Genomic DNA, 23321 nt, shown 5'->3' on the forward strand with positions numbered 1-23321 from the left:
CGTTTTCCATACTTTGCACCTATTTAGGTGCAATTATATTATAACATATGGATATAATAAAATCAACACTTTTGCGCTTATTTGAGTGCAAAATATAAACAGGAGGATTTGTGCACTATGAATAAAGAGGTGGAAAAGGCGGTCGGCAGCAACATCAGGCGGCTCCGAGAAAAAGCCGATATCACGCAGGAGCAGCTCTCGGCGCGTTTGCAGGTGAACGGCTGCGACATTACGCGGAGCGCTCTTGCCAAGATAGAGGTGGGACAGCGCCACCTTTACCCCGACGAGATCATTCTGCTGAAAAAGCTTCTGAACGTGAGCTACGATGATATATTTGAAATATAAAAAAGGAGTACTGTGCGGTACTCCTTTTTCGCAATATTTGATTCAGCGCAAAATATCAGATTCCGTTATGAATTTCCGACATTGCATTTGCAGCAGGAATTTCTGATATTATGTTGGTTTGTGGCGAATTGTCCATATCGGCTTCGGTTGTTGAATTGTGTTTGCCCGCAGCGAGCAGTGACGCTGTAATGAATCCAACGGAAGCACAAAGTAAACATTGTATTATTTCTCTCATGTGTTTGATTCCTTTCTGTAATTTTATTGTTTTCTATGTTTTAATATCTCTATATTTTATGCTTACATTATACTATTTCAGAAGTGGAATGTCAATATTTTATGATAAATTTTGACGATTTTTACAGTGGAGTGATACTGCTGATTGGTAAAGTTTCATAAAAATAATCGAAGAAACAAAATTTTAAGTTTTTGTTCATAAAAACAAGAAAGACGTGCCGCCTAAGCACGTCTTTCTTGTTCTGATTTGTCCCTTACAATTTATTTTTGGAATTATATCAATCTGTGCGGCGCGTTGTGCAGATGCACCGCACAGACCAACATCGAAAAGGAATTATAATTATGTCATTGACCAGCTGTCGAAGCTTACGTCGCCGTTAGCGATGAAGTAAATGTCACTTGCTCCGTTTGGAACATTTGGAATACCTGTGATGATCTCAGACATTGAGCCGCCTGCAGGTACTTCGATGTAAGCGATAGCGTCGCCTGTTCTTGAACCAGCAACAACCTTTATTATAGCACCGTTCTTAGAAGAAGCCTTAGCTGTGAGTGTGCCGTCAACCTTAGAGAAGTCAACCTTGCTTACCTTAGCCCATTCGCCCTTCTTGAGTTCAAGTGTTGAGTTGCCTACGCCTGATACGCTGATGCCCTTTGACTGGTTAGACATTGTAGCTGCACGTATTGTCTGTGTAGGATCGAGGTTCTCGATCTGGCTTACACCTGTCTGTGAACCGCCGCAAGTGATCTTGCCGTTGTTTAAAGTTGCCTTATCAATACAGGGTGATCTGTAGTTAAGACCCTTGCCGCCGTTAACGCCCATACGCATTTCGAGCTGACGTGAGTGATAGAGAACATAGTAGCTGCCCTTGAATTCGATGATCGAGTGGTGGTTGTTACCGCCGTTGTCAAGTCTCTGTGTACCAGTGTTCTTGAATACAACGCCCTGATATGTGTATCCCTTGAGAGGATTTGTTGATGTCATATAACCGATATCAGCATTGCTGAATGACTGACCGTTTACACTTGTACCGCCAGGAACGTTCCAGTTGTGGCAGAATGAATAATACCATGTGTTACCGATCTTTATCATGCTTGAGTCTTCAAAGAGGTAAGGTGTACCAGGATCAATAGGAGTACCTACGATCGAGATCATGTCGTCGCCAAGCTGAGCGATACGTCCCTGCTTTGTATTAGCAGCCTGTCCGTTTGGAACACCGCCGCCGTATGCAATGATACCTGTGTCTGTTTCAGGATCATAGTAAACGCCCGGATCGAAGAGCCAAGTTACGTTACTGTTAGGTGTGTTTCTGGAAATGAGTTCGTGTCCGAGAGGATCTCTTACATTCTTAGTGAATGTCGGGTCATCAGCTGTGATAACGCCGATACCTGAACCATTGTTTGCGAAGTAAAGGAAGAACTTATCCTGTCCCTTGATATTCTTCCAAGCAGCATCAGGAGCCCATGCATTGTTAGCCCATTTTGCAATAGGAGTGCCGTTGACTCTTGTTTTTGCAACAGGGATCTGACCGTGGTCAGTCCAGTTTACAAGGTCTGCTGTTGATAAGCAGTTGATATAGCCTGAAGAATAATCGTTTTCGATAAGCTGACCGTTCTTGTATGCGAATTCGTCAGCTGTTGTATAAACGTAAAGTCTTCCGTCATATACGAGCCAGCCCGGGTCTGCGCCGAAACGCTGAGTATAGATCGGGTTGTTCTCGTTATCCTTTTTATAGGATTCTGCTAAAGTTATATTACCGAATTTACTTGCCATAGCTGAGAGATCTACTGTAGGAGTTGCGGGTTTATTGATTGGGAATTCAGCTATCTTGCCAAGAATGTATTCCTGGAGAAGTACAAGGTCAGCGACCTCGAATGCCTTGTTCTGGTCTACGTCAGCAGCCTTCTGAGTCATTGAATCAGAGAAGCCTTCCTTGAGGAGACCCTTTCTTGCAGCGACCATATCGAGAGAGTCGATACGCTCATCGAAGTTGATATCGCCGAGAACTACCTTGCGAACCTTTGGCTGTCCTGCGCCTGTAATTACTGTATCGGCAGGAGCGCCTACAGCGTCGTCGATGAAGAAGTCAACGAAATTATTTTCGTCAGTTGTTTCAACATAGATCTGCATATTAGTAGCATCTGCAGGGAGCTTATAGTTTGTGTTTGCAAGCTGTACCCACTCACCCTTAGGAGCTGTAGCTCTTGCGATCTCAACGTACTGTGCTTCATCTGAAGCGTCTGTGTACTGGAGAGTGAACTTGAACTCTGTAGTTTCATCGCCGTCATTTGTCATAGCGTTTACAGAGAAGCTGTATGCCTTGCCTGGCTCGAAGATCCTGGAATTGAGAGCCATTGAAGCACCGTTCCATGAAGCCTCACGACCGCTGCAGAAGAGTGACTTGCTGCCCTCATATTTAGCGCTTGAGCTTACAGCGACCTTAGCTGAGCCTCTGCCTGACCAATCGCCCTCAGAGCTTTCAAATGTATCGTGGAACCAGTAACCGTTCTCATCAGGCTCAGGATCCTTTACTGTGAAGCCTGAGCTTCCCGGGCCTGTGTAAGGCTTACCTGTTGTCCACTGGCTGTCAGGAATGATGCTTGCGATAGCATTGTATGCTGACTTTGGCTGGTTGCTTCCATTGTAAAGAAGTGGCTGGTTGCTTCTGCCCGAGCCCTTATCTGTAGCTACCCATGAGTTGTTGTCGTTTGGACCCCAAACCTGTACGAGAGTTACGTTAGGACCGTTTGGATGCTTTTCGTTCCATTCCTTAGCGTGCTGGAAGATAGCCTTATACTTTGTAGCCTGCTGATCTAATGAATACTTGCCGCCTTCAGTGGAGATATCAAGCTCAGTTACCTGAACGTCGAGACCGAGGTTGAGGTATTCGTCCATAGCAGCGAGGTAAGAAGGAGTTCCGCCCCAGTCATACTGACCTGACGAGCAGTTTACGTGTGACTGCATACCCATACCGTCGATAAGGCCCTTAGCCTTGAGAGGTTTGAGGATAGTATTGATGATGCAGTTCTTCTTATCGTTTGCATACTCGTTATAGTCGTTGTAATAAAGCTTACAGCCGGCAGGAGCATACTTTCTTGCATATGTGAAAGCCTTCTCAACGAAGCTGTTGTTACCGTAAACCTGTACCCACTTGGAGCTGCCGTTACCTGATGTAGGTCTGAGACCACCCTGTGCAGCAGTACCGTCGTTGATAACTTCGTTACATACATCGTAAGCGTAGAGTTCAAGGTTTGGATACTGTGTAGCGAAAGCGTTGAACATATTCTTTATGTAGCTTTCCATACGCTGATTCATAGTAGAAGTATTAACCCATGAACCGTTATTGCTGAATCCTGATTTGAAGAACCAGTCAGGAGTCTGGCTGTGCCATACGAGAGTATGACCTCTGAAAGCGATGCCGTTTTTCTCGGCGAAGTCGCATATAGAAGCACATCTGCTGAGAGAAACCTTAACGTTTGTATCTGTAGAACCGTTCTGAACGATAGTAGCATCAGGCTTTGTCTCGTTCTCGCACTCGATGGCGTTGTGATCCTTGAGAATAAGACCTGTGATACCGCTGTTGTTTACTGTAGAACCGTTGAGGATATTACCTACACGGAAGTAAGCGCCGAACTCATCTTTAAGTCCCTTGCCTGATGGGATAGCATGAGCTTCGTTAGCAGCCTTATCGCCGATGATCTTGACATCATCGAAGAAGAAATCACTTGTAGAATCTGTTGTGATGGTGAGTTTGAACTCGTAGCTTCCCTCGGGAGCTGTGTAAGTGTTCTTGAGTTCTGTCCATTTACCGGGAGCAACTATCTGAGATGCTAACTCGACAGTTGTTTCTTCGCCTGTTTTCTCGTCAATGGTCAGAAGTGTGAAATGGAATTTTTCGAGTGTGTTGCTGAAGACCTTTACACTGTAAGTGTACTCGTCGCCCCCGAAGAGATAAAGACCCTTTGATGAAGCAGCACCGTCTGTTGAAGCGGTTCTGTTTGATACCTTCATGCCTCGTGAAGAATCAACACCGGCTCCGAAATTAGCGGTGAGTTCAACTGTGTCGCTTGAACCGTACCAACCTTCGTAACTGCGCTCGAAATCATTTGAAACGATCTCTGCAGCATAAGTGCGCTGGATGTACTCGGGAAATACGGCAATCACCCCTGAAAGGCAGCTTGCAGCCGTAAGGCTTGCAACCAACTTTTTTACTTTCATACATTCTCCTCCTCATTATAAAAATGTATATTTTTCGTTCAACGTTATGATATATTTTATATCATATTATGCTGTTACACACATTTTACTCTTTCATATTATAGTTTGCAACCCCAAAAATAAAGATTAGGTGTACAAAACGAAGAAGCACCCGTAAAATCGCCGAAGTGCCCAAAAAGGCAATTGCATTTTTGTTGTTTTTAGCATAATAGTGCTATTTTACAAAAAGTGTGATATTTTGCATGATATGATACTTTTAAGGCTCAAAACAGAGCTGCCGCGGGGGGCTTTTAGGTTGGATTTTTGCCGAATTATCGGCACTTCAGAGAATTTATGAAATTTGCAGTATCCAGTTCGTAAACGCAGAATTCAAATCTACCATGGGTAAATGAATTACATTTTTAATTTTTTCATAAAAATGAAGAAAACAAACGAGAAAATTAGATACATTAACATTATTTTTTGAACCTGATATTCAAATTCAGAATGACATATGTGCGCTTTTATTGAAAAATTCATATTTGTATGTTATCATTAACAACATAATGGTATATAATCAAAAAGGGGTTGAAAGCATGAAGGTTTCTGACGGATTCTGGCTGACAAAGAACGGATACAGCGTGAACTGGGCATCACAAATATATGAAGCTGAGGCAGATGAGCGCTCCGTGACAGTCTATGCAGCTACTAATTTTATATCAAACAAGGGAATGACTCTCGGCGGACCTGTTCTCACGATAAGGTTCACTTCCACACTGGAAAACAGCATAAAGGTCAATATAACGCACTTTGCAGGCGCTGGAGCAAAAAAGCCCGTGCTTCCGCTCAATGAAGACAGTGCCTTCTGCCCGACCGTGAAAAAGTACAAGGGCGGCTATAAGCTCATATCGGGCAGAACTTCGGTAACTGTCGGAAAGATTGGCAGGGAATGGGACATCTCTTATCATTACGGCGGCAGACTGCTCACGAAGTCGGGGTGGCGCACCACTTCGCTGATAACCGAGGAGGAATGGCACAGGCAGATGACTTCCCGTGAACAGGCGGCAGAGCAGTTCTTCTCCCGCTCGGACAGCGGCGGCGGTTCGTTTGTGCGCGAGATGCTGAATATCGCTGTTGGCGAGTATATCTACGGCTTCGGCGAGAAATTCACGCCTTTCGTCAAAAACGGTCAGACCGTTGAGGTATGGAACGATGACGGCGGCACCTGCACCGAGCAGAGCTATAAGTCTGTGCCGTTCTTTATTTCGTCCCGCGGTTACGGAGTATTCGTGAACCACACCGAAAAAGTCAGCTTTGAGGTCGGAAGCGAGAACGTCTCGAAAACCGCTTTTTCCGTGCAGGGGGAGTCCCTTGAATATTTTATATTCGGCGGTGATACGGCAGCTGATGTCATCGAGCGGTACACAGCTCTCACGGGCAGACCTGCTCTGCCGCCGCCGTGGTCCTTCGGACTGTGGCTCTCAACGTCTTTCACTACGGACTACGATGAGGAGACCGTGACCTCATTCATCAGCGAAATGAAGCGCCGCGATATACCTCTCGACGTTTTCCACTTCGACTGCTTCTGGATGAAGGAGTTCGAGTGGTGCGGCTTTGAGTGGGACAAGCGGAAGTTCCCCGACCCTGCCGCGATGCTTGCGAGACTGAAAGAAATGGGACTGAAGATATGCGTGTGGATAAATCCGTATATCGGTCAGAGATCGCCTGCATTCGCGGAGTGTGCCGAAAAGGGCTACTTCATAAAAAACAGGGACGGCTCGGTTTTCCAGTGCGATATGTGGCAGCCGGGCATGGCAGTGATCGACTTCACAAATCCCGATGCGAGGGAGTGGTTCGCAGCGAAAATACGCGCTCTTGCAGATATGGGAGTTGATGCGGTGAAGACCGATTTCGGCGAGCGTATCCCCACAGACGTTCAGTATCACGACGGCTCAGACCCGTTCAAGATGCATAATTATTACTCCTATCTGTACAATAAGACCGCTTTTGAAGCTCTGGAAAGTGCAAAAGGCAAGGGAAATGCCTGCCTTTTTGCGCGTTCGGCGACCGCAGGCTGTCAGCAGTTCCCTGTACACTGGGGCGGAGACTGCTTCTCGAACTATGAGTCCATGGGCGAGACACTTCGCGGCGGTCTGTCGCTGTGCTTGTCGGGATTCGGCTTTTTCTCCCATGATATCGGCGGATTTGAGTCCACAGGCACTCCCGACCTCTACAAGCGCTGGACAGCCTTCGGACTTATGTCCTCTCATTCACGTTATCACGGAAACAGCTCATACCGTGTGCCGTGGCATTTCGACGAGGAGAGCTGTGATGTATCGCGGCACTTCGTAAAACTCAAAGGCAGGCTCATGCCGTATATATGGGCAAATGCCGTTAAGACGCACCTTACAGGCGTTCCAGTGATGAGGGCTATGATGATGGACTTCGGCTATGACCGCAGTACACTGACTGTCGATACACAGTATATGCTGGGAGATTCCCTGCTTGTCGCTCCTGTTTTCAGCGAGGACGGCGAGTGCAGCTTCTATCTGCCCGACTGCGGCATATGGACAGATATCCAGACAGGGGAGGAGCTTCATGGCGGAAAATGGTACACGAGGAAATACGACTACTTCGGTATGCCGCTGTTTGCGAAGCCACGTTCTGTCATCGTTTACGGAGATCATCATGATACTGCCGACTATGACTATATCAGCAATATGCGCATTGTCGTTTACGGCATCGAAGACGGCGGGAGCTGTGAGACTACGGTGTACGGCAGGGATATTTCTGAGTCTGTGCATATAAAAGCCACACGCAGCGGAAATGTCATAAGGCTCTCCGTCAGGGGTACTGACAAGCCCTTTACAGCCGAAAGTTCGCAGGGACTTGAGATCAGGACATGAACATCATTGTGCAGTGGGGTTTTTATAAGGTACTCAAATTTGTTCTTTCTCTTTACATTTGCAGGCTTTTGTGATAAAATAATAAACAGATGTACAGGAAAGGAAGGGATAAAATGACGGAAATTGACGATACAGCGGCTGACAGAGCGGAATATGCTGCGCTGAACCATGAGATATATGATCTCACCAGACAGCTTGAAGCCAAGGAAAGGGAGTTCCTTGATTACACGAAGACCGATGTATATGACCCCTTCAAAAATCCCACGGAATTCAAGTGGTACAGGGACGATTATACAGAGATACTTCCGTGGATAACCATGCCGGAATTTTCAGTGCCTTTTGAGCCTGCAAAGGTCGAAAGGAGCGCTATAAGAAAGTATTACAACATCGGCGGTCTTACTGCACTTTTCCAGTTTATCGGTTCAAATGTCATAGCCCTTGGTCTTATATTGCTGATAAGGTCGATACTCAGCGGCATAAATCCGAATGCTGCGTATGGTGCAGTAGCGCATTATATGAAAAGCAGTTCCATATTTTCCGCGATAAACCTGATAACGTTTCTGCTGTCGAATCTGCTGTTTGCGTTCATTGGCTTGAAATGGGCGAAGATAAAGCCCTCCTCGATGATAAAAACGCGGGATTTCTGTTTCGGAGCAGGAATGCAATATTGCCTTATAGGACTGTTTATCTGGTTCTTTGCAGCGTATGCTTCGGCAGGTATCGAGGATATATTCTCGAAATACGGCTTCACTACTGAGGTTTCGGATTCGGATTACGGAAAAACGGGCATAGGCATGGCGGTTATGGCACTGTACAGCTGTATAATAGCACCGCTTACCGAGGAGATATTCTTCCGCGGAGCTCTTATGAAGATATTCTCGAAATCAAATCAGCGGTTCGGAATATTTATATCGGCGGTGTTCTTCGGACTTGCTCACGGCAATCTGCCGCAGTTCCTGCTGGCTTTCTCAATTGGAATATTCATGGGACATATCGACATGAAGCATAATTCGATAGTTCCGTCGGTGATAGTACACATTTTTATAAATACGATCGTTAGTATAATGTCGGCACTTAAAGGCAATACGGTTGCACTCAATGCCTTTACAGCCGCTCTTGCAGTGTGCGGACTTGCAGGTCTGGTGCTTCTCCTGTTTTTCAGAAAGGAAGACAAACTGCCTGTTTCAACGCCTGCGCAGTCCCGCAGAGGTATAGCGATAGCCAGGAGCTCTGTAGGTCTGGTTGCAGCGGTCACAGTACAGATCGCATATCTTGTGCTGCGTATCCTCGAGACAAAATCATAACGTGAAAAGCCCGAAAACAGTTTCGCAAAGCTGTTTTCGGGCTTGTTTTTATTTATTATCGGCTTTCAGAGCTTCCCATTCGCTTCTTGTGACGGAGTACGCGAAGGAGATGACGTTTTGGGCATCGGAGTACTCCTTGACTTTTTTCATGCCAACGGAAGCGGCAGTGGAATACGAGGCGATATTCGTGTATTTCATGTAAGAATATACGGCGTTATAGGCAGTATTTTGAAACGTCCAGTCCCTGCCAGCCCGTGCGGCTTCCTTTGCAAAGCCCTGCCGTTGGTACTTTTTGCTGATATGGTATCCTATCTCAGGGAGCATCTCACCGTCGATATTCTGCATGGTCAAGCCGCAGTCGCCGATGAATCCGCCTGTCTCTTTCAGGACGATCGCCCATAGTCCAAAGCCATATTTATCATAGTTGTCCAGATTCCACATTATCCAGTTACGGGTCTTTTCTTCGTTAAATGGAGCAGGGTAGTGCTGCATGGTCTCGGGATCGGACACTATTTCATAAAGAGCGTTGAAGTCGTCAAGTGTGTATTCTCTGAGGATAAGTCTTTGCGTTTCGATCATATCGGTATCGCTCCTGTCTGATGTGTAATGTAACGTTATTGTGCCGAAAGCGAGTACGTGCAGGAATAATTGATAGAGTGAACGAGTGGAACGAGCAGCAGCGTGGAAAGGGTGCAGCGTCACGCTGATATGAGCATCAGCTCTTGCAATGGATCAATGTGCCGTAAGCGAGTACGTGCAGGAATAATTGATAGAGTGAGCGAGTGGAACGAGCGGCAACGTGGAAAGGGTGCAGCGTCACGCTGCATTCTGCGGCTTTTTGTGTGAGAGGAAGTATATCAGTATGCCTGTACCGATAACAAGTACCACTGTTGTGAAAATACTGCCCTCAATGCCGAATTTACCGCCTGTAAGGAAGTCCTTTGACGATACGGCTGTTGTCTTTAACACCGACTCTGTATCGCCTGTACCGCTGACGCTAATGCCGTAGAAGTTGCCCTGTGTGAAGTTCCAGATGGAATGTATCGCGCAAACTCCCCAGATATCATCGAAAAGTATCATGTACAGTGCTGCGAATACGCCGAAAAGCGTGAGATTGATGAACGGAACAGGTCCGAAGCCGGGGTTTGCGGCGTGAGCAAGTGCGAAACCGACAGCGCTTATGCCTACAGCGACTAAAGTATGCTGACCGCTGCCGCCGATAGAAGTCATAAAATAGCCGCGGAAGATGAATTCCTCGCTCATGCCCTGCACGAAGAAACCGATGAAGAACAGTGCGATGATCTTGTAATTTACACCGCTGCAAACGCTTATGCTGTTTGCTCCGAAGGCAACACTGAGCAGTGTTATCGCTGTCATGAGTGCGATACCGATAGCAAGTCCCAGCATATAATGCGGTATAAGCTTTCTCTTGCGGGCTCCCATTGAGCGGACAGGGCGCATTTCGATGAATCGGCAGTAGAACAGAGCTGTGACAGTGCCGAATATCGTTGACAGGAGCGACGGTATCATTACCTTTGGTATTGCCGATACCTTAGTGGCTATTGCGATCGAGTCCTTCAGCGAGAGCTTCTGTGTGCCGTCGAGGTATCCCTGCTTCTGCATTTCCTCAAGCATGGGCTTGGTAGTGACTATACCGGGAACTATGGATTCGAGCACCAGTATTATTATCAAAACTGCGGCAAAGCTCAGTATAATAACGAAAAGATTCTTTGAAGTGTGAGTTTTTGAAGCTTCTTCAAACATCTTTGGTCTGTGATCTAACATTTGAACACCTCCGTAATATATTTTACTATAATATACGGCAGTTGTCAAGTAAGTTCACTGAGCCGCAAAGCTGCGCAGTCGTATCCCGATGTTAGTTGTTTCTAAACTAACCGCTTTTATTTGACATAACAGCACAAAAGTGTTAAAATTATTTTTATACCATTTAAGAAAAGAAAGGAGTATGCCGATGTATAAAACGATATTTTCTCATATCGGGAAGTACAAAAAACAGGCTGTCTTAACGCCTGTGACCATTATCGGTGAAGTGCTTATGGAAGTGCTGATCCCAGCGGTAATGGCACTTATAATTGATAACGGCGTAGACAAGGGGAATATAGGGTATGTTGCAAGAATGGGAGGACTTATGGTGCTCATGTCGGTCTTTTCGCTGTGCTTCGGTGCTCTTGCAGCACGTTTCAGCGCAGTTGCCGCAATGGGCTTCGCAAAGAATCTCAGGAGCGCTCTTTTCCGCAAGGTGCAGGACTTCTCCTTTGCAAATGTGGATAAGTTCTCCACAGCTTCACTGACTACACGACTGACAACTGATGTGACGAATATACAGAATGCGTTCATGATGTTCGTGCGTATGGCATTCCGCTCGCCGATAATGCTCATACTTGCGACTGTTATGGCTGTAAGGCAGAATGCAAGGCTTTCGCTGGTGTTCCTGTTTGCGATACCTGTGCTGGCGTTTGCGGTATTCTTTATCATATCAAAGGCGCACCCGCGCTTCGAGAAGATGCTCGGACAGTACGACAAGATGAACGGAAAGATACAGGAAAACCTCATAGGTATCCGCGTAGTAAAGGCTTTTGCCCGTGAAGAGCATGAGAAAAAGAGTTTCGAGGAGAACACGGCAGCAGTACGCTTTGCGCAGTTTGCCGCAGAAAAGCTGGTAATACTCAATATGCCGATAATGCAGCTTGTCATGTATGCGAGCATAGTTACGATACTCTATTTCGGCGGTCATATGGCTGTTGACGGAGATATCGCCACAGGTGAGCTTTCGAGCTTTATAATGTACGTGGGACAGATACTTCTGTCGCTCATGATGCTCTCCATGCTGTTTATTATGTTCGTAATATCAAGAGCTTCATTGCAGCGTGTATATGAAGTTCTTATCGAGGAGCCTTCCATCAAGGATAAAGAGGGCGCTCAGGCATCTGCTGAGGACGGCTCGATAAGGTTTGAGAACGTGAGCTTCAGCTATTTCGGCGATATGGATAATCTTGTGCTCGACAGCATAGACCTGAACATAATGTCAGGTGAAACTATCGGCATCATAGGCGGTACAGGCTCGTCAAAGACTTCGCTGGTACAGCTCATACCACGTCTGTACGATGCAACAGCAGGACGTGTTATCGTCGGCGGTCACGATGTAAAGGACTACAGCCTTGAAACTCTCCGCGATCAGGTTGCGATGGTATTGCAGAAGAACGTGCTTTTCTCGGGCACTATCAGGGACAATCTCCGCTGGGGCGACGAGAACGCCACTGACGAGGAGATCATCGAAGCCTGCAAGGCTGCCTGCGCACACGACTTCGTTATGAGCTTCCCCGACGGCTACGACACCGACTTGGGACAGGGCGGCGTAAACGTTTCGGGCGGTCAGAAGCAGAGACTTTGTATAGCCCGTGCGCTCCTCAAAAAGCCGAAGATAATCATTCTTGACGACTCCACCAGCGCAGTCGATACCGCTACCGACAGCAGTATCCGCAAGGCTTTCCGCGAAAAGCTCTCGGAGACCACGACCATCATCATAGCTCAGCGTATCTCCTCAGTCAAGGACGCTGACCGCATAATCGTTATGGACGGCGGAAAAATAACCGATATCGGCACACACGAACAGCTTATGCAGTCCAGCGAGATATACCGTGAGGTATACGACTCGCAGCAGAAAGGAGCTGATGAATAATGCCTCCTACGAAAACTCCTAAACCAATGGCAAAGCCCGAAAACACTATGGGTACGCTTAAACGCATATTCAGCTATATGCACGGCTTCCGCGTACAGTTCGTATTTGTTATCATAGGCATCGCGTTCAGCTCGTTTGCGGGTATCGCAGGCAACTACCTGCTCAAGCCCATTATCGACAACATCGAGGACGCTCTGAATACAGGTGACTGGGATTACGGCAAATTTATCGGCATAATCACTGTCATGATAGTCATTTATGCTGTGGGAGCTATCTCGTCGCTTTGTTATCAGCGTATAATGCTGAAAATATCAACGACTACCCTCATGCGTATCAGAAACGACCTTTTCTGCAAAATGGAGATGCTTCCGATACGATTCTTCGACAAGCATACTCACGGCGAGCTTATGAGCCTTTACACAAACGATACGGACGCTATCCGCGAGATGCTCAGCAACAGTATCGCACAGTTCATAGGCTCTGCTATAACTATCGTGGGCGTATTTACGGCAATGCTCATATACAGCTGGAGACTTACCATACTTGTTGTGGTCATGCTGTTCATAATATTCAGGGTCATAGGCTTTGTGGGCTCACGAAGCGGCAAGGGCTTTGTTGCACAGCAGAAGGCTCTCGGCAGCGTGAACGGCTACATCGAGGAGATGATAGACGGTCAGAAGGTCGTGAAGGTGTTCTGCCACGAGGAAAAGGCTGACGAGGAGTTCGACAGGCTCAATGAGGAGCTGTGCAAGGCTGCTACACACGCGCACACCTTTGCAAATATCCTCATGCCTATCATGAACAATCTCTCATATATCCACTATGCAGTTACGGCTATCGCAGGCGGTATCATGGCTGTAAAGGGCATCGGCGGCATGACCGTGGGTACTGTAGTTTCCTATTTGCAGTTCACACGTTCGTTCTCAATGCCTATTACACAGGTATCTCAGCAGCTCAACTCGGTGCTGACAGCTCTTGCAGGTGCAGAGCGTATCTTCCGCGTCATTGACGAAGAACCCGAAGCTGATGAGGGATATGTTACCCTTGTGAATGCTGATATCGCTCCCGACGGTTCTATCACAGAGACAAACGAGCGCACAGGACGCTGGGCGTGGAGACACCCCCACAAGGCTGACGGCACTGTTACTTATACCGAAGTGCGCGGCAAGGTGGAGTTCGACAACGTGGTGTTCGGCTATGAGCCGGACAAGACCGTTCTCAACGGTATATCACTCTATGCAAAGCCCGGACAGAAGATAGCATTTGTCGGTTCTACAGGAGCGGGCAAGACCACTATCACCAACCTCATAAACCGCTTTTACGATGTGCCCGACGGCAAGATACGCTATGACGGCATAAATATCAACAAGATAAAGAAAGACGACCTGCGCCGTTCACAGTCCATAGTTTTGCAGGATACGCACCTTTTCACAGGCACGGTCATGGAGAATATCCGCTATGGCAAGCTTGATGCCACCGATGACGAGGTACGGGCAGCTGCTAAGCTGGCAAATGCCGACAGCTTCATACAGCATCTGGAAAACGGTTACGACACTATGCTCACGGCTGACGGCGCAAACCTTTCACAGGGACAGAGACAGCTCCTTGCTATCGCCCGTGCAGCCGTTGCAGACCCGCCTGTGCTCATTCTCGATGAGGCTACAAGCTCTATCGATACGCGCACGGAGGCTCTTATCGAAAAGGGCATGGACTCGCTCATGGAGGGCAGAACGGTATTCGTTATCGCTCACAGACTTTCCACGGTACGCAACTCCCACGCGATCATGGTCCTCGAAAACGGAAAGATCATCGAGCGCGGAAATCACAATGAGCTAATTGCTCAGCACGGCAAGTATTATCAGCTCTACACGGGAATGTTTGAGCTTTCGTAAGTAAATTTATACAATTCATTTTTGAGCCGCATAATAAAGTTTGTTTAATAAACATCTTGAAGTTGCGGCTCTAATTGTGTATTATAGTTAAGGACGGTTCTGCCTGTGTTACGGGAGCTGTCTTAATAATACTTATGACCTGGAAAAGAGAATCGGATATGAAGATCACAAAAATACTTACATTTATCATTGTTTCAACAATGCTGTGCGGAGCTCTTTCTTCATGCAGCAGCGACAAGGTGAAAACAAGCAAGAATACTGCGGCTGATGTTAAGAAAAGCTCCTTAGCGGACGGCGAGCTCCCTACAGCTGCCGATCTTGCAGGCGTTGAGCTGGAGGACGCCGTGACTGCAAAGTCGGGCGATGCTTACCTCGCTATTGCTGACGAAGACTACAAGATGCAGTACTGGGGCGGCAGCGACGAGAACAATCAGCTCACATACGATGCGGGAGTAGTCCATATCGACAAAAACGGCGACTATACAGTCAGCGTAAATGCCGATACCAAGGGCTTGCGCTACAGAGCCACAGGCAACCCCGATACGGAATATAAGCCCAAGGGTCTGGGATTTCTGGCTGTTGTTATCAATGACGGCGAAAAGGCAGTTCCTGACGCTATAATAACCGTCAAGAGCGTCAAGGTGGACGGCAAGGACGTTGAACTCAAAAAGAAGAACTATACCAACACCGAGAGCGGAGAAGTTCGTTCAAATATCTTTAATGCGTGGGTAGGCGACAGCTTTCCGGCAGATGCAAGATCTGCCGAGGGCGCTCTTTTCAATGATTTCAATACAGCTTCACCTGCTGAGATAAATGACGGAAGCTATTCGGCTGAGGTGATCGGCACTGAGGCTTTTGCAGAGTGGACAAAGGTAGAAGTAACGTTCACAGTTTCAGGACTTGCTTCGTGATACGCTGTGTAATATAAACTATAACATCATCCTCACAATTTTACCGTGAGGATTTTTTTCCCCATTCAGCTTACTATCACAAAATAAACATATGGCGGAGTTATAATACAATCATGGAAGCGATACAGAGCTTATCCCTCCAAAGATCTGTAAGGAAAGCTTTCATAACGTAGATTGCTTCATTTTTCATATAAACCACCCTAACAGGAGAAGGCGTTCGGAAACGAGCGCTTTTTTCTTTTTTAAAAAGATGCTTCAACATTATTGACAAATTATAGGTGCTGTGATATAATTGGTTTATAGCAAATTAACCTAAAAATAACCGAATAACGGAGGAAATAATAATGGACGATATGAAAGTAATGAATAAAGTGGTAGCAGATTTCTGCGGACTTCTTGAAAGCCACGGTGTTCCATATGAGCTCAACGACAACGATGCAAACATGATAAGATTCAAAACAAGGCTTCCTCATCATCAGGTAGCTCCCGTGGTATTCATACATTATAATCCTGCAAATCAGGCTCTTACACTTGCTCTGAGCAGAATGGTACACTTCAACACTGTTCCCGTAGAGCTTTATCAGCTTATCAACAGCTTCAATGCAGACCCTGAAAATTTTGCCTGCAAGATGTTCATTGACGATGCAGGTGAGATAATCGTTCTCGTTAATGCAGTCATTGCAGGTGACGATCCGAGAGACCAGATCGAAGATTACCTTAATATCTCGATCCTTGCAATTGATAAATATTTGGGAAGAATTTCTGAAGTGGCTGAAAATAAAAATAATAATTAACGATATATAGCAAAATATCTGAATTAGTAAACGGATAAAGTAATTGGCGTATTACAGATGGTATTATTTTATTGTACAAAACGTAGAATTTCGTTGTGAAATATGCCAAATTGCACTAAAACACCTTTAAAATTATATGAACTTGTGCTAAAATATAATTACACAAGAAATTCCTATAATGGGGGTGTAGGTATGAGTACTGTAAAAAAGTTTACTTGTAAAATGGTGGCGGCTGTTTTGGCTTTTGTTTTGACTTTGGGATCATCAGTGAGTTACTCTCGCAGAACTCATGCTGTTGATGATTCAGAGTTGAAGGCTATGGCCGAAGAAATCATCTGGCTGGTGAATGAAGCGCGTGTGGCAGAGGGTCTGAAGCCCCTCAAGGCTGTTCCGTATCTTTGTGATGTGGCACAGGTACGTGCAAGAGAGTGTATCTTTGAGTTCAGTCACTGGCGCTCAAGCGAGCATACAGATGACAATCTGTTCATTTCCGCCGTTGACGTGAATCTTGTTCCATATTCCTGCGCAGCAGAGAATATCGCAGCAGGTTCAAGTACAGCGGAGGGTACGTTCAATCAGTGGAAAAACTCTCCTAATCACTGGAAGGCTATCATGAATTCTAAGTATACTCATATTGGCGTGGGCGTAGGATATGAGCCTGACAGCGAATACAAGTATTACTGGGAACAGCTCTTCATAGGCTATGACGGTGAGCTTCAGGACGAGTACGTTACCGAGAGATATAAGACCGTACCTAAGGGCTCCGGCGATATCAACGGTGACAGTTCCATAAATACTTTCGATCTCATTACTATAAACAAGTATCTTGCAAACGAAACGTTACTTAATGATCTCCAGATCGAAAGCGCGGATACACTGAAGGACGGACACATCACCTCAGCAGATGCGGTAGTTCTCAGGAAGTATATTCTCGGCGACTATCATACGCTGCCAATGACGATGGAAATGCTTTTGTCTGATTACTAAAGAAGAAATAAATATAGAAGTGTGTTCATGATGAGGGCGGCTGATGTATTCAGCCGCTTTCATTTTTATTGGCTATGCGTACAATGTGATTAAAAGAAAATGTTTTTCATAGGCACTGTAACATTTGATACACGAGGTACGATTGTTTGTGATGAAAGGTCGACCTTATGATATAAATGCAAGGAGGAATGAAAATGACAAGCAGAGAACTGGCAGATATGATACAGGATTCACCTGCCAAATGTCATAAAGCTCTCGTCAAAGAGTATGGCAGATATGTTTATGCGATCGTTTACAATAAGCTCAGAGGCTGCGGCACTAATGAAGATGTAGAAGAATGCGTGAGTGATGTTTTTGCGGACGTTTTCCTGAAATGTGAGTTTGATCTGTCATTGGATAATGATGTGAAGTATCTCATCGGAACTATCGCAAAGAGAAAGGCTATAGACAGATTCAGGAGCTTATGTGCAAGGGCAAACCATATGACAGATGCCGACGAAGACGACATTCATGAGCTTGTCGCAGACTTCAGCGTGGACGATCACGTTGACCGTTCTGAACTCCGACGTGTGCTCCTTGATAAGATAGATGAACTCGGGGAGCCTGATTCAACTATACTTATCCAGAAATTCTATTATAACCGAAACTCAAACGAAATAGCCAAGAGCGTTTCAATGACAGCAACTGCTGTAAGAGCAAGATGCTCAAGAGCTATGAACAAGCTTCGAGCAAAGCTTGTTGAAGTTGGGATAAACGGGTAAGGAGGAGCAGTAATGAAAATGAACAATATTTTCGACATTCTTGAAAATGCAGAGGACGATTCAATGGAAAGACTTACCGATAAATGCCCCGAGATAACGGACGCACAGCTCGACAGGATTCTTGCCATGAGCGAGAAAAAATATAAAACGAGAAAAAAAGAAATAACAGGGAACAAGAAAGATAACAATATAAAAATGACCGAGAACAGCGATGTTTCAGGTGTTGAGCACAGCAAAAGACCAACATGGGCGGTTACGCTTCGTATAGCTGCATCGCTAGTACTTGTTGCAGGCGTAGCTATCGGAAGCACAGTTATGCTCAGGAGAAACAGCGGCATAGTAAACGACGGCGGCAAGATACCGCCAGCTGCTACAGCTACAACAACAGAAGGTTCGGGCACTACTCACGTAACAACAAATTCAAGCGGCACGACCATTAAGAATGGCACGACCGACAAGAACGGTTCAACTATCACGACCGTGGTTACAGCTGTTTCGACTGCAAAGGACGCAAATAAACAGCAGTCAGGCGGCACAGGAACATCAGGCGGCGGCGCTGCTGTTTCCTCTGAGAGCGTCAAGGCTTATGCAGGCAAGTGGCAGTATCAGATCGCAACCAATGGTTTGGTTGACGTAAGTTCAAGAGACAACGGTACCGTTATTGTAAATGAGGACGGAACATACTCCTATACAGACACTAACGGCTATACTTCATCGGGTAAAGTTGAGATAAGCACTGAGGAAATAGGCGGTACACGTTTAACAACAGTAAATTTCTATGTAGGCGGAGTTTATCAATTCGGCGGTTATTACGATGACAGCAAGCCTTATGAGATAAACATCGGAAACGGCGGCACTGCACGTCTCGTCCGCGGAGATGATATTATAAAGAGATGCGAATATCAGAACACAGCTTATGAGCTCGTTGAGAAATACTATAAGATGATGCCGATTATAAAATTCAGATTCCATGGTTATCTTGACCTCAACGACAGCGTTACATTCAAGATAGCAAATCCGTATTCAAACGGACAAATAGAAGACGTTACTTTTGCGCGTATCTCAGGCAATGGTTTTGAGTTCGATTCAATTGAAGATATCATGGCTTACAGAAGGACTGTATATTCCGAGAGCTTAGCAAAAAGAGAACTCGTGCCTAAATATAAGACCATTGATGACAGCTACAACAGCGGCGATCAAATACCTGAGGCAGATCCCTATTCCGAAGATGGCTTGTATTATCAGAGCTTTATCATTTACAGAGGTCATCTGTATGCAAATACCGTATCACCTGCTATGGGCTGGCTGGGTCATGTTGAGCCTCGTGAGCCAATCGTTATAACAGATATAACATCGAACTCTTTCAGAGCGTATTATCCGAGCCTTACAGGCGAGTTCGTTACAGAGCCGTATACAGGCTGCGATATAGTTGATTTTGTTCTTGATCCATCCTGTGGAGAGTGGAGGATGAACAGTCTTACGATCGCAGACTATTCGGTTTATCAGAGCAAAGCAGCAGAAGCAAAATATTGAGAGTTAAAAAGTACCGAGATTAAGCACGGTGTTTATACAGAAGTTTTTACGTGAGATATTGAGGAAACCCCTTTTGAAGAAGATTTTCTCTGTATTCCTTCAAGAACGTTATTTCATTTTTTCTTTGATAAAGCCCATTAATAAACTGCCCCTTTGTATTAATTACAAAGGGGCTTTATCATAGAAAAAATCAGCTAAAGTTTTCCCCTGATAATTTCGTGTAAAGTTTCTATATGAGCACTGTGTTTATGTCGGTACTTTTAATATTCTGTGAACACGGCATCTGTCGGACAGCATTTTCTGACAAGTCGGGTGTAATAAAAAATTGCTATGATACAGAGTGGAAAACGTCGTTTATACGGATATATGGTCTTTTCAAGAGATATTACAGATAGTATTGCTTTCGATTGTGAACTATCACAATTTTTACGCTGAGGATAACTATTCATTGTTCAATGCTACAAATTTCTTGATTTTAGTGCATAGTTCACAGAATATATACATATTCTGGCGAAAAATATGGTATTATATAACCAGAGGAAAGGAGAAAGCCAAAAAGATAAAAAAAGTTGTTGAGAAAGAGATCCGAGAAGCTTTAAGTGATAAGCCTGCTGTATTTGAAGACATGGTGGAAAGGGAAGGATCGACCTTGGGTTTCGTTACAGTTAAAAGGTCTCGGATCGGTTGGAAAACAGCACTTTATATATCCTGATTCCGCAAAAGATCGCATATCTCCAGTGTGATCCGATGCTTAAAATAGTTTTCTTTTTCCAAACGCCCCCCCAGAGAACAGGCACTTCTGATTTTTTTAAAATCAGAGTACCTGTTCTTTTTTTTGTCGAATGGGTTGATTTGTAAATCAATTTATGTTATAATTAAAAAAATATATCTTTGTTGCATTTTTTTGTGGATAAAAACGAATGCAGTATAGGGGAGGAATTGCATATGAGAAAGGCATTATCGCTGCTCACAGGTCTTGCTCTGATAGCTTTGTCGTCGGGGCTTACTGCGTCGGCTGAAGCTCCTGTGCCTGTTGATATTGATGAACAGGCTTATGCGGCGCTTATGAAGGATTACGTCGATTGGAACGGAGACAAGATAATTGATGAAAGCGAGCTTCAAAGAGCCACTTCGCTGGATCTCGATCTTGAAGGGGTCAAGGATATCTCGTGGCTGCCGAGAATGACGAACTGCCGTTACGTGACCTTAAAAGGCGGAACTCTCACGGATTTTTCCGTGCTGAAGCTGATGCCGAAGCTGAAAAAAGTAACTTTTGATTCTGTTCCGCTTACGGATATATCATTTGTCAAGGACATGAATCTTTACGAATGCAATCTGAAAAATATGGATCAGATAACAAAGGAACAGCGCATGGAAGTCGCAGTGTTTCGTGATGTGGAGATTGAAAAAGGCTTCCAGAGTATTATCGGAGTTTATCCTATAGGCATTTTCGGCGACAGCAAAATAGAGCTCAGGTATGATGATACGGGGATCGTGGAAGAGATCGGCAGCTCTAAGGACCAATATCAGATACAGCGTGAGCTGTACGGAATTAAGGAAGGCAGTACGACTTGCCGTGCGTATATCGACGGCGAGGAGAAGTTTGCTGCAAAGATAACGGTTCTGCCTATGGAGCGCATAGCTCCGCCCCTGAATGACAAGACCACAAGTCCTCAGGTGTATCAGAGCTATTATTACGGAAGCCGCCATGTAGTGATCGATAACGGTATTCTTTACGGCATAAGAGGGGATAAGTACTATAAGGTTATGGAGAATGTGAAGTACTGCTCCACCACTTACAAGAAGAACGCCGACGGGGACTATGTGTACATAGACCTTGTGATGAAGAATGACGGAACTCTCATTCTTAACGATAAGGTCGTTGAGGGAGTGAAGTTCGACTATATCCTTGACGGCTGTGCAGTGACTGCCGACGGTACGCTGTATTCGATATACCCTGACGGCAAAGAACCTGTTATCGTAAAAGCAGGTGAGAACTGCAAGTCGCTCATTACTGAGGACAGGTTCTATCTCTCGGAGAGCGGCGAGGTCGTCTGGTACAATGTGGATTATGACAGCAAGGGGAATATTATTCTTAAAACAAGGGATACAGGTATCATGGATCCGCAGTACGTCAGGGACGGCTACTTCCTTGAGGAAAATGGCATTCTCTGGAATGTACGGGGATACTCCTATTTCAGCAAGAACAAGATAGCAGATGATGTTATCGGCATAGGATATTATAATTCTTCGATCGGGTACAGGAGTTATGTATACACTACTTCTGACGGAAAGTCCTACTGCGCTTCCGACAAGAAGGAAGTTGAGATATATGAGGATACTCCCGGTGTTATCAAGAGATCGTATTTGCAGGACGGCTGCTTTTATCTGCATGAGTACGACAGCAAGTACGGCGACGGCAGCGACCTCCTCATAGACTGGTTCATTACCGATGACAGCACCCTGACCCTCGACCTTGCAGGCAGACATTTTGCCATATCTGATGTGGAGCGTGTCATTGGTGCGGAATTTGTAAAGTATCAGGATAAGGGCTATGCATGGTTCATACGCAAAGACGGTTCGGTGTGGAGGTACTGTTTTGAGGACAAAGAAGCCGTTCAGATGACACCGCTTGAGTCAATGCCCGAAGTTCTGCGCTATGACGTTAATCTTGACGGCGAATTCAACGTTGCAGACGTTGTGACGCTCCAGAAGTGGCTGCTGGGAGTTCCCGATGTAAAGCTTGCCGACTGGAATGCAGCTGATATATGCGGAGACTATGAGCTTAATGTATTTGATCTGTGCATGATGAAGAAGGCTTTGATAGAGAAGCTTGACTAAGACTTGAAAATAATTACGGAGAGGGATAAAAATGCTTGACTTTATTACTATCAACACACACAGCAGTATACGCATAGACGACGGAATAATCATCTACATCGACCCTTATGATATCAAGGAGAAAACAGCTGATGCGGATATAATTCTTGTAACTCACGATCATTTTGACCACTATTCGTTGGAAGATATCGAAAAAGTCATGAAGCAGGATACGGTCATTGTTTGCCCTGAGACTATGGAGATACAGGCAAAGGGACTCTTTGTCATAAAATCGGCAGTGGGCGAAAAATTAGATGTTAAAGGCATCAGCATCGAAACAGTTCCTGCGTATAACGTTCAGAAGTCCTTCCATACCAGGGAGAGCGGCTGGCTGGGATATATCATCAACAGCAGCAGTCACGGACGCATATATATTGCAGGAGATACGGATATCACCGAGGAGAACAGGCTTGTAAGATGCAATATAGCAATGCTTCCTGTTGGCGGTACTTATACTATGGACCATAAGCAGGCTGCAGAACTGGCAAATACTATCCGTCCGCAGTATGCTATACCGATACATTACGGCACCGTTGCAGGCGTTCCCGAAGACGGCTGGAAGTTCAGCAGAGCTGTTGACGACGATATAACTGTAGTCGTAAAGATATGAAATAAAGCCCGCTCGTTAAGCGGAGTACTCATATAGAAACTTTACACGAAATTATCGGGGGAAACCTTTCTGAGGAAAGGTTCTCCCCCGTACCCCTTTCCAAAGACTTTTAACACGAATTTTTCGCAGATAGGGCGCTCATGATAATAAAAAAGCCCTGCAAGTTATGCAGGGAGCGCCCTATCAGAGAAAAATTCAAGCTGGAAGTTTTAGGAAAGGAGTTTGAGGAAGAACCCTTTTTCAAAAGGGTTCTTCCTCAATATCTCACG

General features: G+C 45.5%; 16 protein-coding genes. 13 read left to right on the forward strand and 3 right to left on the reverse strand.

The annotated features are described in order from the left end of the window. Window positions 1-117 precede the first annotated feature (117 nt). A complete protein-coding gene (locus tag K6G33_RS07270; RefSeq protein ID WP_296777817.1) occupies window positions 118-345 on the forward strand; it encodes a helix-turn-helix transcriptional regulator in 228 nt (75 codons plus the stop codon). Between the two features lie 574 nt (window positions 346-919). Here K6G33_RS07270 and K6G33_RS07275 read toward each other — a convergent pair. Continuing rightward, complete coding sequence (locus tag K6G33_RS07275; protein ID WP_296777819.1) at window positions 920-4795, reverse strand: endo-1,4-beta-xylanase; 3876 nt, start codon at window positions 4793-4795, stop codon at window positions 920-922. 575 nt (window positions 4796-5370) lie between these two features. On the opposite strand from K6G33_RS07275, the gene yicI reads away from it, so the two are divergent. Both yicI and K6G33_RS07285 read left to right on the forward strand, forming a co-directional pair. Beyond that, entirely contained in the window at window positions 5371-7680 is a 2310-nt protein-coding gene (gene yicI / locus K6G33_RS07280; RefSeq protein ID WP_296777821.1) for an alpha-xylosidase, read from the forward strand. A 113-nt stretch (window positions 7681-7793) separates the two neighbouring features. Then, entirely contained in the window at window positions 7794-8984 is a 1191-nt protein-coding gene (locus K6G33_RS07285) for a CPBP family intramembrane glutamic endopeptidase (protein ID WP_296777822.1), read from the forward strand. Between the two features lie 48 nt (window positions 8985-9032). On the opposite strand, the gene K6G33_RS07290 is transcribed toward K6G33_RS07285, so the two are convergent. Both K6G33_RS07290 and K6G33_RS07295 read right to left on the reverse strand, forming a co-directional pair. Further along, window positions 9033-9563, reverse strand: coding sequence for a GNAT family N-acetyltransferase (locus K6G33_RS07290; protein WP_296777824.1), 531 nt, complete (start codon window positions 9561-9563; stop codon window positions 9033-9035). 237 nt (window positions 9564-9800) lie between these two features. Next, the gene (locus K6G33_RS07295; protein WP_296777825.1) at window positions 9801-10769 is read right to left on the reverse strand and encodes a CPBP family intramembrane glutamic endopeptidase; all 969 of its coding nucleotides are present in this window, start codon (window positions 10767-10769) and stop codon (window positions 9801-9803) included. Window positions 10770-10956: 187 nt separating this feature from the next. Between K6G33_RS07295 and K6G33_RS07300 the strand changes: the two genes are divergently transcribed. The 10 genes from K6G33_RS07300 (at window position 10957) to K6G33_RS07345 (ending at window position 23052) form a co-directional block, all read left to right on the forward strand. Then, on the forward strand, window positions 10957-12684 hold the full coding sequence (locus K6G33_RS07300) for an ABC transporter ATP-binding protein (protein ID WP_296777827.1): 1728 nt from the start codon (window positions 10957-10959) through the stop codon (window positions 12682-12684). Beyond that, window positions 12684-14576, forward strand: a complete 1893-nt coding sequence (locus tag K6G33_RS07305) for an ABC transporter ATP-binding protein (protein ID WP_296777828.1) — start codon at window positions 12684-12686, stop codon at window positions 14574-14576. Before K6G33_RS07300 ends, K6G33_RS07305 begins: the two co-directional genes overlap by 1 nt. Before the next feature lie 158 nt (window positions 14577-14734). Then, entirely contained in the window at window positions 14735-15487 is a 753-nt protein-coding gene (locus tag K6G33_RS07310) for a hypothetical protein (protein WP_296777830.1), read from the forward strand. Between the two features lie 344 nt (window positions 15488-15831). After that, the gene (locus K6G33_RS07315; RefSeq protein WP_296777831.1) at window positions 15832-16281 is read left to right on the forward strand and encodes a YbjN domain-containing protein; all 450 of its coding nucleotides are present in this window, start codon (window positions 15832-15834) and stop codon (window positions 16279-16281) included. Window positions 16282-16473: 192 nt separating this feature from the next. Beyond that, a complete protein-coding gene (locus K6G33_RS07320; RefSeq protein WP_296777834.1) occupies window positions 16474-17268 on the forward strand; it encodes a CAP domain-containing protein in 795 nt (264 codons plus the stop codon). 194 nt (window positions 17269-17462) lie between these two features. Beyond that, window positions 17463-18029, forward strand: coding sequence for a sigma-70 family RNA polymerase sigma factor (locus K6G33_RS07325; RefSeq protein WP_296777835.1), 567 nt, complete (start codon window positions 17463-17465; stop codon window positions 18027-18029). A 12-nt stretch (window positions 18030-18041) separates the two neighbouring features. Then, window positions 18042-19562 (forward strand): hypothetical protein, encoded by a 1521-nt coding sequence (locus K6G33_RS07330; protein WP_296777837.1) that lies wholly within the window; start codon window positions 18042-18044, stop codon window positions 19560-19562. A gap of 448 nt (window positions 19563-20010) precedes the next feature. Continuing rightward, on the forward strand, window positions 20011-20274 hold the full coding sequence (locus K6G33_RS07335; RefSeq protein ID WP_296777840.1) for a hypothetical protein: 264 nt from the start codon (window positions 20011-20013) through the stop codon (window positions 20272-20274). A 233-nt stretch (window positions 20275-20507) separates the two neighbouring features. Further along, complete coding sequence (locus K6G33_RS07340; protein WP_296777841.1) at window positions 20508-22403, forward strand: dockerin type I repeat-containing protein; 1896 nt, start codon at window positions 20508-20510, stop codon at window positions 22401-22403. A gap of 31 nt (window positions 22404-22434) precedes the next feature. Next, entirely contained in the window at window positions 22435-23052 is a 618-nt protein-coding gene (locus K6G33_RS07345; protein ID WP_296777843.1) for an MBL fold metallo-hydrolase, read from the forward strand. Window positions 23053-23321 lie beyond the last annotated feature (269 nt).

Source organism: Ruminococcus sp., from assembly GCF_024691275.1.
Taxonomy (GTDB): Bacteria; Bacillota; Clostridia; order Oscillospirales; family Ruminococcaceae; genus Ruminococcus.